13 protein-coding genes are annotated in these 13890 nt (G+C 60.3%); 11 read left to right on the top strand and 2 right to left on the bottom strand.

Annotation, left to right across the window (positions count from 1 at the left end; translation table 11 throughout):
* The first annotated feature begins 87 nt into the window (after positions 1–87).
* A complete protein-coding gene (locus PS14A_RS07600; RefSeq protein ID WP_056784020.1) occupies positions 88–873 on the top strand; it encodes an outer membrane protein OmpK in 786 nt (261 codons plus the stop codon).
* Positions 874–964: 91 nt separating this feature from the next.
* Here PS14A_RS07600 and PS14A_RS07595 read toward each other — a convergent pair whose 3' ends face one another.
* Positions 965–2137, bottom strand: a complete 1173-nt coding sequence (locus tag PS14A_RS07595) for a patatin-like phospholipase family protein (RefSeq protein ID WP_212615651.1) — start codon at positions 2135–2137, stop codon at positions 965–967.
* A 35-nt stretch (positions 2138–2172) separates the two neighbouring features.
* Positions 2173–3105: a lipid A biosynthesis lauroyl acyltransferase gene (locus PS14A_RS07590; RefSeq protein ID WP_041479319.1), complete on the bottom strand. Its 933-nt coding sequence runs from the start codon at positions 3103–3105 to the stop codon at positions 2173–2175.
* A 117-nt stretch (positions 3106–3222) separates the two neighbouring features.
* Here PS14A_RS07590 and minC point away from each other — a divergent pair, with 117 nt between their 5' ends.
* The 10 genes from minC (at position 3223) to PS14A_RS07540 (ending at position 13598) form a co-directional block, all read left to right on the top strand.
* The gene (gene minC / locus PS14A_RS07585; protein ID WP_024012205.1) at positions 3223–3960 is read left to right on the top strand and encodes a septum site-determining protein MinC; all 738 of its coding nucleotides are present in this window, start codon (positions 3223–3225) and stop codon (positions 3958–3960) included.
* A gap of 169 nt (positions 3961–4129) precedes the next feature.
* The gene (minD, locus tag PS14A_RS07580; RefSeq protein WP_007913953.1) at positions 4130–4942 is read left to right on the top strand and encodes a septum site-determining protein MinD; all 813 of its coding nucleotides are present in this window, start codon (positions 4130–4132) and stop codon (positions 4940–4942) included.
* Positions 4942–5196, top strand: coding sequence for a cell division topological specificity factor MinE (gene minE / locus PS14A_RS07575; protein WP_003223146.1), 255 nt, complete (start codon positions 4942–4944; stop codon positions 5194–5196). The genes minD and minE overlap by 1 nt, the downstream gene beginning before the upstream one ends.
* A gap of 169 nt (positions 5197–5365) precedes the next feature.
* Positions 5366–6001: an RluA family pseudouridine synthase gene (locus PS14A_RS07570; RefSeq protein ID WP_130911751.1), complete on the top strand. Its 636-nt coding sequence runs from the start codon at positions 5366–5368 to the stop codon at positions 5999–6001.
* A gap of 152 nt (positions 6002–6153) precedes the next feature.
* Positions 6154–6996, top strand: coding sequence for a hypothetical protein (locus PS14A_RS07565; RefSeq protein ID WP_212615650.1), 843 nt, complete (start codon positions 6154–6156; stop codon positions 6994–6996).
* Between the two features lie 93 nt (positions 6997–7089).
* Positions 7090–8184: a hypothetical protein gene (locus PS14A_RS07560; RefSeq protein ID WP_212615649.1), complete on the top strand. Its 1095-nt coding sequence runs from the start codon at positions 7090–7092 to the stop codon at positions 8182–8184.
* 89 nt (positions 8185–8273) lie between these two features.
* Positions 8274–9563 carry a M18 family aminopeptidase gene (locus PS14A_RS07555; protein WP_016773748.1) on the top strand — a complete coding sequence of 430 codons (1290 nt, stop codon included), beginning with the start codon at positions 8274–8276 and terminating at the stop codon, positions 9561–9563.
* 232 nt (positions 9564–9795) lie between these two features.
* Complete coding sequence (locus PS14A_RS07550; RefSeq protein ID WP_016773747.1) at positions 9796–9972, top strand: hypothetical protein; 177 nt, start codon at positions 9796–9798, stop codon at positions 9970–9972.
* Positions 9973–10046: 74 nt separating this feature from the next.
* Positions 10047–12200, top strand: coding sequence for a mechanosensitive ion channel domain-containing protein (locus PS14A_RS07545; protein ID WP_212615648.1), 2154 nt, complete (start codon positions 10047–10049; stop codon positions 12198–12200).
* A 63-nt stretch (positions 12201–12263) separates the two neighbouring features.
* Positions 12264–13598 carry an amidohydrolase gene (locus PS14A_RS07540; RefSeq protein WP_212615647.1) on the top strand — a complete coding sequence of 445 codons (1335 nt, stop codon included), beginning with the start codon at positions 12264–12266 and terminating at the stop codon, positions 13596–13598.
* Positions 13599–13890 lie beyond the last annotated feature (292 nt).

Below are 13890 nucleotides of genomic sequence, written 5' to 3'. Positions count from 1 at the left end.
ATGAAATTTGCGGTACGAAAAAAGGCGCCACATCAGAGCGCCGAACTTAAAAAAATAACGTGGAACACCTACTTTGGGAGCAACCGAATGAAACGTATGTGCACCAGCCTGATGCTGGCCGGATCGATGTTCGCCGGCGGCCAGGCGATGGCCGAAGGCCTGCTGCAGTGGCAGAACAACAGCCTGACCTACCTGTATGGCAAGGACTTCCAGGTCAACCCGCGCATTCAGCAGACCGTGACCTTCGAGCACGCCGATGCCTGGAAGTATGGGGACAACTTCCTGTTCATCGACAAGATCTTCTACAACGGCAAGGATGATGGCGGCGTCGGCTCCAACACCTACTACGGCGAGCTCAGCCCGCGCCTGTCGTTCGGCAAGATCTTCGATCAGAAACTGGCCTTCGGCCCGGTGACTGACGTGTTGCTGGCCATGACCTACGAGTTCGGTGAAGGCGATACCGAGTCGTACCTGATCGGTCCGGGCTTCGACCTGGCGATCCCGGGCTTCGACTACTTCCAGCTGAACTTCTATCAGCGTCACACCCAGGGCGCACGCGCCGGTGACAATGTCTGGCAGATCACCCCGGTGTGGTCCTACACCATTCCGGTGGGTAAATCGAACATTCTCATCGACGGCTTCATGGACTGGGTAGTCGACAACGATTCCAACTCCAAAGGCGATTACCACGCCAACCTGCACTTCAACCCGCAGGTCAAATACGACCTGGGCAAGGCGCTGAATTTCGGCGAGAAGCAGTTGTATGTCGGTGTGGAGTACGACTACTGGTCGGACAAGTACGGGATCAAGGACAGCCAGTACTTCAAGACCGATCAGAGCACCACGAGCTTCCTGGTCAAGTTCCACTTCTGACCCTGAAAGCTTCGCGAGCAGGCTCGCTCCCACATTCAGACCGAGTTCAAATGTGGGAGCGAGCCTGCTCGCGAAGGCCTCACCGCAGATTTCAGGCCGGAGCCACCGCTTCAGATATCCGCAAAAACCGGCACAGCTCCTCGCGCTTGGCCAACGCATCCCGCCGCCCCAACTCGATCAACTCGCTGCAATACCCGGCCTCGAACAGCAGGTAACTGAGCACCCCCGCCCCGCTCGTCTTCGTCGCCCCCGGCCCGCGCAGAAACAGGCGCAACGCCGCTGGCAGCTCCTGGCGATGCCGCGCGGCGATTTCGTCGATCGGCTGACTCGGCGCAATCACCAGCACTTCCACCGGCGCCACACCCAGCGCGCGGGTTGGCGTGCCGGCCGGGAGCAAATGACTGAACTGATTCAGACGCTGCAGCAACTCGATATCGCTCTCCAGGCTGTCGATAAACGTGCTGTTGAGCATGTGCCCGCCGATCTGTGCCAGCGTCGGTTGCTGGCCGCTGTAGGCGCGCTCCAGCGGCTGCTGCGGATCAACGCCGCGCGGGTTGCCGCTGACGCCCACCACCAGCACGCGACTGGCACCCAGATGCAGCGCCGGGCTGATCGGCGCCGACTGGCGCACCGCGCCGTCACCGAAATACTCCTCGCCGATTTTCACCGGCGCGAACAACAGCGGAATCGCTGAACTGGCCAACAGGTGATCAACCGACAGCTGCGTCGGCACACCAATGCGTCGATGCCGCAGCCAGGCGTCGATGGTGCCGCCGCCCTGATAGAACGTCACCGCTTGCCCCGATTCGTAGCCGAACGCGGTCACCGCCACCGCATGCAATTGCTTGCGTGCGATGGATTCGGCGATGCCGGGCAGGTGCAGTTTTTCCTCGAGCAGTTCGCGCAGCGGCGAACTGTTGAGCAGCGCCACCGGCATCTGTCGACCGAGACCGAGCAGGCTGTGGCTGACGAAGCGGCTGGCTTGATGGATGACTCCGGGCCAGTCGCTGCGCAGCACCCGGTGGCTGCGAAAGCCCTGCCAGAACTGGGTCAGGCGTTCGATGGCAGCGCGAAAATCCATGGCACCACTGGCCAGGCTGACCGCATTGATCGCCCCGGCCGAGGTGCCGACGATCACCGGAAACGGATTGTCCGCGCCGACCGGCAGCAACTCGGCAATCGCCGCCAGCACCCCGACCTGATAAGCCGCCCGAGCCCCGCCGCCGGAAAGAATCAAACCTGTAACCGGTTCAACAGGACTCATCGCAACACTCCAGGATGCTTGTCAGGACGGGTGAATCAACGGCGCTTGGGATAAAGCTTCGGCTCACCCGGCGGGCGACTCTTGAAGCGCCGATGCGCCCATAGATATTGCTCGGGGCAGGCACGCAAAGCGCTCTCGACCCACTGATTGATGCGGATGCAATCGGCCTCCTCGCTTTCGCCGGGGAAATCTTCCAGCGGCGGATGGATCACCAGGCGATAACCACTGCCGTCGGCCAGACGTTCCTGCGTGAACGGCACCACCAGCGCTTTGCCCAGCCGTGCAAACTTGGTCGTCGCAGTGACGGTGGCGGCCTGAATGCCGAACAGCGGCACGAAGATGCTCTGCTTGGCGCCGTAATCCTGATCCGGCGCATACCAGATCGCCCGGCCCGAGCGCAGCAGTTTGAGCATGCCGCGCACGTCATCGCGCTCCACCGCCAGCGAATCGAGATTGTGCCGCTCGCGGCCACGGCGCTGGACGAAGTCGAACAAGGGGTTTTTGTGTTCGCGGTACATGCCGTCGATGGTGTGCTGCTGGCCGAGCAGCGCCGCGCCGATTTCCAGGGTGGTGAAATGCGCGGCCATGAGGATCACGCCTTTGCCTTCGCGCTGGGCTTTCTGCAGATGTTCAAGGCCTTCGACGTGGGCCAGTTTCGCCAGACGCTCGCGCGACCACCACCAGCTCATCGCCATTTCAAAAAAGGCGATGCCGGTGGAGGCGAAGTTTTCCTTGAGCAGGCGTTTGCGCTCGGCGGCGGATTTTTCCGGGAAGCACAATTCCAGATTGCGCCGGGCGATGGTTCGCCGGTCGCTGGCGACGCGATACATCAGCGCGCCCAAAACTCGACCGATGGTCAGCAGCGCCGGATACGGCAACTGCACGATCAGCCACAAAAGCCCCAGGCCGCACCAGAGCGGCCAGAAGCGCGGAGCAAGATATGCTTTTCGAAAACGCGGGCGATCCATTAAAGCTTCCGTAAATACAGTGGCCGCGCATTCTACATCGTTCGACCCGGCTTGCGGCTCGCGGGCGTTCTCGTTATAAGTCTCGGCACTTTTAGTGACAAGCCGTTGTATGCCGACATGAGCCAAACCGACCCGTTAGACCAAGATCCCGTATTCCAGCTCAAGGGCAGCATGCTGGCCATCACTGTGCTGGAACTGGCCCGTAACGACCTCGAAAGCCTCGATCGGCAATTGGCCGCCAAAGTCGCCCAGGCGCCGAATTTTTTCAGCAATGCACCGCTGGTCCTGGCGCTGGACAAACTGCCGCCGAACCAGGGCGCGGTTGATCTGCCGGGGCTGATGCGCGTCTGCCGTCAGCACGGCCTGCGTACCCTGGCCATTCGTGCCAGCCGCATCGAAGACATCGCCGCTGCCATCGCCATCGACATCCCTGTGCTACCGCCCTCGGGTGCCCGCGAGCGTCCACTGGAGACGCCGGAAGCCGAAGTCAAAAAGAAGCCGGAAAAGCCGCCTGAGCCGAGCGTCAAACCGACCCGCGTAATCACCACGCCAGTACGTGGTGGCCAGCAGATATATGCTCAGGGTGGCGATCTGGTCGTGGTCTCATCGGTCAGTCCGGGGGCGGAACTTCTTGCCGATGGCAACATCCATGTATACGGCCCGATGCGCGGCCGTGCGCTGGCCGGCGTCAAAGGTGACACCAAGGCACGGATTTTCTGTCAGCAATTGAGCGCTGAACTGATCTCCATCGCCGGTCATTACAAGGTCTCCGAGGATTTGCGTCGCGATCCGATGTGGGGCTCGGGCGTCCAGGTCAGCCTGTCAGGCGACGTGTTGAACATCATTCGGCTTTAACGGATACTGCCGCATTTTCCAAGCATCTCTAAAACGTAGCGAAAACGGCTCAAACGAAGTAGGAAAAAGGCCTAAAGCCAAATTCCAGCCAAGGCTGTCCGACTGCAGTAGTTTTCAAGAGATGTTTTTCAGGGGCTGAACAGTCCTTCTTCCTTAGGGGTGAAACACCTTGGCCAAGATTCTCGTGGTTACATCCGGCAAGGGTGGTGTGGGTAAGACCACCACCAGCGCCGCTATCGGTACCGGTCTCGCTCTGCGCGGCCACAAAACAGTAATCGTCGACTTCGACGTGGGCTTGCGTAACCTTGACCTGATCATGGGTTGCGAGCGCCGCGTGGTGTATGACTTCGTCAACGTGGTAAACGGCGAAGCCAACCTGCAACAGGCACTGATCAAAGACAAGCGCCTGGAAAACCTCTACGTACTGGCGGCCAGCCAGACCCGCGACAAAGACGCGCTGACCGTCGAAGGCGTGGAAAAAGTCCTGATGGAGCTCAAGGAACAATTCGAGTTCGTCGTCTGCGATTCCCCGGCGGGCATCGAGAAAGGTGCACACCTGGCCATGTACTTCGCTGACGAAGCGATCGTCGTGACCAACCCGGAAGTCTCCTCGGTACGTGACTCGGACCGCATGCTCGGCCTGCTGGCAAGCAAATCGCGCCGCGCCGAACGTGGCGAAGACCCGATCAAGGAACACTTGCTGATCACCCGCTACCACCCGGAGCGTGTTGAAAAGGGCGAGATGCTCGGCGTTGAAGACGTCAAGGAAATCCTCTCGGTGACCCTGCTCGGCGTCATCCCGGAATCCCAGGCGGTGCTCAAGGCTTCCAACCAGGGCGTGCCGGTCATCCTCGACGACCAGAGCGATGCCGGTCAGGCTTACAGCGATACCGTCGACCGCCTGCTGGGCAAAGAAAAAGCCCACCGATTCCTCGATGTCGAGAAGAAGGGATTCTTCGAGCGCCTGTTTGGAGGTAGGTAATGAACCTTTTTGACTTCTTTCGTGCCAACAAAAAGCCAAGTACCGCCTCGGTAGCGAAAGAGCGTCTACAGATCATCGTGGCGCATGAGCGCGGCCAGCGCAGCACGCCGGATTACCTGCCAGCCTTGCAGAAGGAACTGGTCGACGTGATCCGCAAGTACGTCAACATCGGCAACGACGACGTACATGTTGCACTGGAAAGCCAGGGCAGTTGCTCGATTCTGGAACTCAACATCACCCTGCCCGATCGCTGAGTCGATTTGGCAGTCGCTACGGCGGCTCGGACTGTTGATGCTCGTGTAGGAGCCGCCGAAGGCTGCGATCTTTTGATCTTCAAAGTCAAAAGATCGCAGCCTTCGGCAGCTCCTACAGGGTTATCAGCAGCTCCGAGCCGCCGTTGGCATTTGTTACGAGGCTGTTTTAATGCCGCTGTCCAACATCCGCATCATCCATGAGGACGCCGCCGTTCTGGTGGTCGACAAACCGACCCTGCTGCTCTCGGTGCCCGGTCGCGCTGACGACAACAAGGACTGCCTGATTACCCGCTTGCAGGAAAACGGCTACCCGGAAGCGCGCATCGTCCATCGCCTGGACTGGGAAACCTCCGGCATCATTCTGCTGGCCCGTGATGCCGATACTCATCGCGAACTGTCGCGGCAGTTTCATGACCGCGAAACCGAAAAGGCCTACACCGCTTTGGCGTGGGGTCAGCCGGAACTGGACAGTGGCAGCATCGACCTGCCCCTGCGCTACGATCCACCGACCAAGCCACGGCACGTGGTCGATCACGAATTCGGCAAGCACGCGCTGACCTTCTGGAAAGTCCTTGAGCGTTGCGGAGAATGGTGCCGCGTCGAACTGACACCGATCACCGGCCGCTCGCATCAACTGCGGGTACACATGTTGTCGATCGGCCACCCGCTGCTCGGTGACGGCCTCTATGCCCACGAGCAAGCGCTGGCAGCCTGGCCACGTCTGTGCCTGCACGCGAGCATGCTCAGTTTCACTCATCCGCAAAGCGGCGAACGCCTGCGCTTCGAGTGCCCGGCGCCATTCTGAAATGCGTGAATACTTTGAAAGCCCTTCCTTGCGAAGGGCTTTTTTTGTCCTGCCAGAATTCCACCGGCAATACATTGACGTAAAGAACTGTCATAAAATTGTAATCAAATATAAAATCATGGCACTTCGATATCAGGCAGGAGGCCTCTTCCGTGTTCTGCAACAAAACACTTCAATCCGAATACCCCATCGTGTGCGCATTCGGTAACACCACCCTGCACCTGAGCGAAGCACCCAGCATCCAGGCCCGCCAAGCCCTCGAGCAACTGATAAAAAAACGTCGCGCGCGCAAACTGACCCGGGCCAGCGCACCGTTGTCGTACTGTGAAACACCACTTTTCGCCAAAGTCCAGCCACTGGACACGTTCAAGGCAAAGGTGCGGGTGAGCCTGAACAAACCGCAACGCAACGGGCGCTTCGACTGGCCGCTCGAAGAACTGATGAATTGCCTCGAAGCTCAGCGCCGGGGCGTGGAGATGCCTCCACTGAAAGGCTATGGCTATACCCGCAGCCGACTTGGCCTGACCGAGGAATTTTTCCTCCTGACTCACCTGCTCGAAGGCCATATCGACGGCGCCGAATGCATCAGACGCAATCCCGAAAACATCGAAGCTTTCATCCTCGACGCGTTCCAACTGCTCAGCTCGCTCGCCAGCAAGAACATCACTCACATGGATTTCTGGGTGGGCAACATCATGCTGCCCGAGCAAACGCAAAGGCCACTCAAAGCCATCGACTTTGAAAACTGCTTCGCCGGCCCGACCGCGCACGCAAGTGAAACACTCGGTTTTCAACTCGGCTTCTTCTATCGTCGGGATATCTACAAGTTCATTACCGAAGCCGCCTACGATCGCCTGGTCGATCAATACATCGGTGCGCTGCCGGATTTGTCGAAAGACAAGTTCGAGACCGTCTACCAGTTGAGCAAACATGAATACGTCGGTCGCAAGCAGCGGCGTGAAGTCTTCCTCACGGGCAGATTGATCGTCGGTTGATACCCTCTCCGGCAACACTTCGAAGCAAGTGTCTGGCCTGCAAATCAGCGGAGCAATACGGTAAACTCGCGCCCCCGCCGTATGGAGCCGCTTATGCGCGAAGCCTTCCCCCCCATGGAAAAAGTACCGCACCAGTTGCTCTACCTGATCTATGGTGACAAAGACGTTTATCGGCGCGAGGCGAAATTCAGCATCCTCACCGCCCTAGCACAACTGCAGCCAAGTGAATCACTGTGCATCCGAGTGCTGACCGATCGTCCGCAGGACTATGCCGGCTGGCCGGTCGATACCGTCACTTTGAGCGAGCAGACCCTGATCCAGTGGCAGGGCGACAACGGCTACCACCACCGCCGCAAAGCGTGCGCCATTGCACTGGGCCTGACACTCGCCGAAAAGACCCTGTTCGTCGATACCGACACGCTGTTTCTCGGTTCACCGCACCGGCTGTTCAGCATGATCACGCCCGGGCGTTACGTGATGGACCGCTTCGAATACGACTGGAGTTACGTCTGTAACCGGGCAGACTACGAAAAACTCGCGCGCTGCCTGCAAGTCCACGGGATCTCGTCGACGAACAGCTTCAAGCTCTACAACAGCGGCTTGTGCGGCATCACCGATGGCGATTCAGCGCTGCTGGACAAGTCGATCCGACTGATCGATGAGTGGACGCATGACCCGTTCGACATCCATACGATCGAACAGATTGCACTGTCGTTCGCCATGCGCGACCAACCGATCCAGGAAGCGAAGAAATTCGTCTATCACTACTTCGCCGACAAAAATTTCTTCCACGCCATGCAGAAACACTTTTTCGCCCGCCATGGCGAGGCCTTCCACCCCGAACTGCCAGCGCTGTGCTCCGAGGTTCCGCGCAGCAAGCCCGTTCCATCGACCTGGGAGCGCCTGCGCATCAAGTGGAAGCTGCGCAAAAAGCGCGGCGGCATGAAGAAAGTCGGCCGGGCATTGCTGTTCGGCAGCGCTGCACCTGCCCACCCGTATTACGAGATCTGCCGTCACGAATGGTGGGAATCGGCGTCGCGGGAGATCCTTCGCTGGGACAGTGTCGCGCAAAAAGCCTTCTTCGGCAGCGGCAAGGGCTGGCCGAAGCACCTGCCGAAACCCGCCAGAAAGGATGATCAACAAGCGATCATTGCCTACCTGCGCAAGCGCATCGATCAGCACCCCTGACGTCATTCCACAGATCAGCAATGAAAGCACTTGCCCAACGGGCCTGAGCGATGCGTTAAACTGCCGCCCATTGCTGTCTGGAGTTTCTTATGCGCGCAGAGTTGAACCAGGGCCTGATCGACTTTCTCAAGGCCTCCCCTACCCCGTTCCACGCCACCGCCAGTCTTGTTCAGCGTCTGGAGGCCGCCGGTTATGTGCGCCTCGACGAGCGCGAGCCATGGTCCACCGAGGCCAACGGCCGCTATTACGTCACCCGTAACGACTCCTCGATCGTCGCGATCAAGATGGGTCGCAACTCGCCACTGCACGACGGAATCCGTCTGGTCGGCGCCCACACCGACAGCCCTTGCCTGCGGGTCAAGCCGCAACCGGAACTGCAGCGTCAGGGCTTCTGGCAGCTGGGCGTCGAAGTCTACGGCGGCGCGCTGCTGGCGCCGTGGTTTGACCGCGATCTGTCGCTCGCCGGCCGCGTGACCTTCCGCCGTGACGGCAAGGTCGAGAGCCAGTTGATCGACTTCAAGGCACCGATCGCGATCATTCCCAACCTGGCCATTCACCTCAACCGCGAAGCCAACCAGGGCTGGGCGATCAACGCGCAGACCGAACTGCCGCCGATTCTGGCGCAATTTGCCGGTGACGAGCGCGTCGATTTCCGCGCCGTGCTCACTGATCAACTGGCCCGCGAACACGGCTTGAATGCCGACGTGGTGCTGGATTACGAGCTGAGTTTCTACGACACGCAAAGCGCTGCGGTGATCGGCTTGAACGGTGATTTCATCGCCGGTGCACGCCTGGATAACCTGCTGTCCTGCTACGCCGGCCTGCAAGCGTTGCTCACCGCCGAGACCGACGAAACCTGTGTGCTGGTCTGTAATGACCACGAAGAAGTCGGCTCGTGTTCGGCGTGCGGTGCCGACGGCCCGATGCTCGAACAGACCCTGCGCCGCCTGTTGCCGGAAGGTGACGAGTTCGTCCGCACCATTCAGAAATCCCTGCTGGTGTCGGCCGACAACGCCCACGGCGTGCATCCCAACTACGCGGACAAGCACGATGCCAACCATGGCCCGAAACTCAACGCCGGCCCGGTGATCAAGGTCAACAGCAACCAGCGCTACGCCACCAACAGCGAAACCGCCGGTTTCTTCCGCCACCTGTGCATGGCCGAAGAAGTCCCGGTGCAAAGCTTCGTGGTGCGCAGCGACATGGGCTGCGGCTCGACCATCGGCCCGATCACCGCCAGCCATCTGGGCGTGCGCACCGTCGACATCGGCCTGCCGACCTTTGCCATGCACTCGATTCGCGAACTGTGCGGCAGCCATGACCTGGCGCATCTGGTCAAAGTGCTCAGCGCGTTTTATGCCAGTCGTGAATTGCCGTAACGGCTGACAAGCTTCGCGAGCAGGCTCGCTCCCACAATTGAACTGCATTTCATTGTGGGAGCCAGTCATCTCCCCTTGGAATGCCAATCAACCCGTGGGAGCGAGCCTGCTCGCGAAAGCGCCTGTGCAGACAGCAGAATCCTCTCGGCCTGTTGCATTCCTGAGCTACATCACACCCTGCCTCGAAAACCCGCCTAGACTGCAAGAATCCTCTACAGACAAGGCAGTCTTCATGATCTCGATGTCCTCCTTCCACGCCATGCTCATTCCCATCCTCAGCGGAATGATCCTGCTGGCCATCGGCTTCAACTTCCGCGACAAGAACGCCGGTGTGTTCGCCATGTGGATCGGCATGCTGATGATCCTCGCCACGGTGGTCTACAAGATCCTCGCCAAACTGAACGAATGACCGAGCCCGGCTCGCATTGCGCCAAAGGGCCTCGTACACTCCAGCGCATTCGCCTATTCCGAGGTTGTCCCCTGGTGTTTGCTCGTCTTTCTGCTTTGCCCGGTCTGTTGCTTGTCTGCCTGATGACGCTGCTGCCGCTGGCGCCCGCCGAGGCGGTCGGTCTGCCCGGCCTGCTCAACACTTCCAAGCCGCAGCCTGAAGCCGTGGAACCCCTCGGCCAGTCGCTGGACGAAGTGATCAAGTCGCTGGAAAACGACAAGCAACGCGCGCAACTGCTCAGTGATCTGAAGAAGCTGCGCGACGCCACGAAGAAAGCTCAGACCACCCCGGAAGAAGGCGTGCTGGGCCTGATCGGCGGCACCCTCGCCAACTTCGAAAAACAGTTTTCCGGCGCCGACAGCCCGATTACCCGCTGGTCCAACGAATTCGATCTGGCCAAGGACGAACTGACCAGCAAGCTGCTGCCGGCCAATGAATGGCTGCCGATCATCTTCGGTTTCGCCGTGATCCTGATGGTCTGGAGCCTGCTCGCCGCCGCGCTGATCTGGCTTGGCCACCGCGTGCGCATGCGCTTTGGCCTCACCGAAGAATTACCGCAACACCCCAAGGCCCTCGACATGCTGCGTTTTGCCCTGCGCAAGCTTGGACCGTGGCTGATCGCGTTGGTGATCACGGTGTACATGAGCTACGTGCTGCCGTCGTCACTGGGCAAAAGCCTGGCGATGGTGCTGGCCTATGCCTTGGTGGTCGGCACCTGTTTTTCGGCGATCTGCGTGATTGCCTTCTCCCTGCTCGACGGCCCGCACCGCCATCGCGCGCTGTACATTCTGCGTCATCAGGCGTTTCGGCCGCTGTGGCTGATCGGCAGTTTCGCCGCGTTTGGCGAAGCGCTGAGCGATCCGCGTCTGGTCGAGAGCCTGGGCGTGCATCTGGCGCACACGGCCGCGACCACTGCCAATGTGCTCGCGGCGCTGTCGACCGGCCTGTTCATTCTGCGATTCCGCCGACCGATCGCGCATCTGATCCGCAACCAACCGCTGTCACGCCGCCTGACCCGCCGCGCCCTCAGCGACACCATCGAAATCCTCGGCACCTTCTGGTACGTGCCGGCACTGGTGCTGGTCGGCATCTCGCTGTTCGCCACATTCGTCTCCGCCGGCGACACCAGCACCGCGCTGCGCCAATCGCTGATCTGCACGGTTCTGCTGGTGTTGTGCATGGTCATCAACGGCCTGGTGCGCCGTCATTCGCTGAAACCACAACGCGGGCCGAAACGCCATGCGCTGTACTCGGAGCGACTGAAAAACTTCTTCTATACCCTGACGCATTTGCTGGTGTGGCTGATCTTCATCGAACTGGGCCTGCGCGTCTGGGGCCATTCGCTGATCGCGTTCGCCGAAGGCGATGGCCATGACATCAGCGTCAAACTGTTCAGCCTGATCGGCACGCTGATTTTCTCCTGGCTGATCTGGATCCTCGCCGACACCGCCGTGCACCACGCCCTCACCCGCTCGCGCAAAGGCCTGGCCAACGCCCGGGCACAGACGATGATGCCGCTGATCCGCAACGTGCTGTTCGTGGCGATTTTCATCATTGCGCTGATCGTCGCGCTGGCGAACATGGGCATGAACGTCACGCCATTGCTGGCCGGTGCCGGTGTGATCGGTCTGGCCATCGGTTTCGGTGCGCAGTCGCTGGTCGCTGACCTGATCACCGGCCTGTTCATCATCATCGAAGACTCGCTGGCCATCGACGACTACGTCGACGTCGGCGGCCACCTCGGCACCGTCGAAGGCCTGACCATCCGCACCGTACGCCTGCGCGATATCGACGGCATCGTCCACACCATCCCGTTCAGCGAAATCAAAAGCATCAAGAACTACTCGCGGGAATTCGGCTACGCCATCTTCCGCGTGGCCGTGCCGTACAACATGGAAATCGACGACGCGATCAAACTGATGCGCGACGTCGGCCAGAAGATGCGCAGCGATCCGTTGCAGCGCCGCAACATCTGGTCGCCGCTGGAGATTCAGGGTGTAGAAAGTTTCGAATCCGGCAGCGCGATTCTGCGGGCACGGTTCAAGACTGCGCCGATCAAACAGTGGGAGGTTTCCCGGGCGTTCAATTTGTCGCTGAAGCGGCAACTGGATGAGGCGGGGCTGGATCTGGCGACGCCGCGGATGAGTGTGCAGGTGATTACTGCCGGTGGCGGTCAGCCGAAGGAATAGCACTCAGGAGCACGGTTGCAGTCACAGGCAAGGAAGCCAACAACAATAATCAAGGAGAAGCCCATGCAACTGACGCGCATTGCCCAGACCTTTTTGCTCACCGTGGTCGCCAGCCACGCCAGCGCCGCGACGATGGACAGCGCCCGCACGCGCATCGCCGAGCAGGCGCAGAAGCTCGAACCGGAGCTGCTGGAAACCCGCCGCGACCTTCACGCTCATCCAGAACTTGGCAACACTGAAAAACGCACCGCTGAACTGGTCGCCAAACAGCTGCAAGCCATGGGCCTGGAAGTGAAAACCGGCGTCGCCCGCACCGGCGTAGTGGCCGTGCTCAAAGGCGCCCTGCCCGGCCCGACCGTGGCCCTGCGCGCCGACATGGATGCGCTGCCGGTCAAGGAAGTCTCGGACCTGCCGTTCGCTTCGAAAGCCAAAGGCACGTATCTCGACAAGGAAGTCGACGTCATGCACGCCTGCGGCCACGACGCCCACACCGCGATCCTGCTCAGCGCAGCGAAAATTCTGACGGGCATGCGCGACACCCTGCCCGGCACCGTAGTGTTCTACTTCCAGCCCGCCGAGGAAGGTCCGAGTGATTTTATTCCCGACGGCAAAAACACCTGGGGCGCGAAGATGATGGTCGAGGAAGGCGTGATGAAATCGCCGAAACCCGACGCGGTATTTGGCCTGCACGTCTGGGCCGGCGTCCCCGCCGGCCAGATCGCCTACCGCCCCGGCCCGACCCTGGCCAGCTCCGACGACCTGCGCATCAAGATCCACGGCAAACAAACCCATGCCGGCCGCCCGTGGGACGGCATCGATCCGATCACCGTCGGCGCGCAAACCATCGTCGGCCTGCAAACCGTGGTCAGCCGCCGCACCGACATTTCCTCTTACCCGTCGGTGGTCAGCATCGGCACCATCAACGGCGGCACCCGCTACAACATCATCCCCGAATCGCTCGACATGACCGGCACGATCCGCTCCTACGACTACGGCATCCGCCAGAAACTGCACAGCGACGTGCGCCAGACCATCGAGAAAATCGCGGAAAGCGGCGGCGCCAAGGCCGACGTCACCATCATCGAAAAATACGACCCGACCATCAACAACCCGGCACTGACCGAAAAAATGCTGCCGACGTTGAAGTGGGCTGCCAAGGATGACGTGGTGCAGGGACCGCTGGTGGGTGGGGCGGAAGATTTCTCGTTCTTTGCCAAAGAAGCACCGGGGTTGTTTGTATTTCTCGGGGTGACCCCGACGGACCAGGACATGAGCAAAGCTGCGCCGAATCATAATCCGGGGTTCTTTGTCGATGAGTCGGCGTTGGTGGTTGGAGTCAGGACATTGGCTTCGTTGGCGACGGATTATTTGTATGGGAATGCGGGGGTGGGCAAGTAGAGAGGGGTTGACTGTGGGGGCGCTTTCGCGAGCAGGCTCGCTCCCACAGAAAAGCGAAAGCAAAAGCAAAAGATCGCAGCCTTCGGCAGCTCCTACACACGATGAGCGTTAGCTCGAGCACCGCTTTTGATCTTGATCTCGGAGCCCGTCGGTAGGCTGAGTGGAGGGATTGATCCGGGCGTGGGAGCGCAGCGACCGTACGACGCAGTCGTACACAGCGAGTGTAGGTGCAGCGAAGCAAACCGGAGCCGCTGCGCCAGGATCGATCCCGGAGCGAAGGAACCCCGAGCCC

The organism is Pseudomonas sp. 14A, from assembly GCF_018132745.1.
GTDB lineage: Bacteria > Pseudomonadota > Gammaproteobacteria > Pseudomonadales > Pseudomonadaceae > Aquipseudomonas > Aquipseudomonas mercuritolerans.
This window is presented reverse-complemented; position numbering and strand designations above follow the sequence as displayed.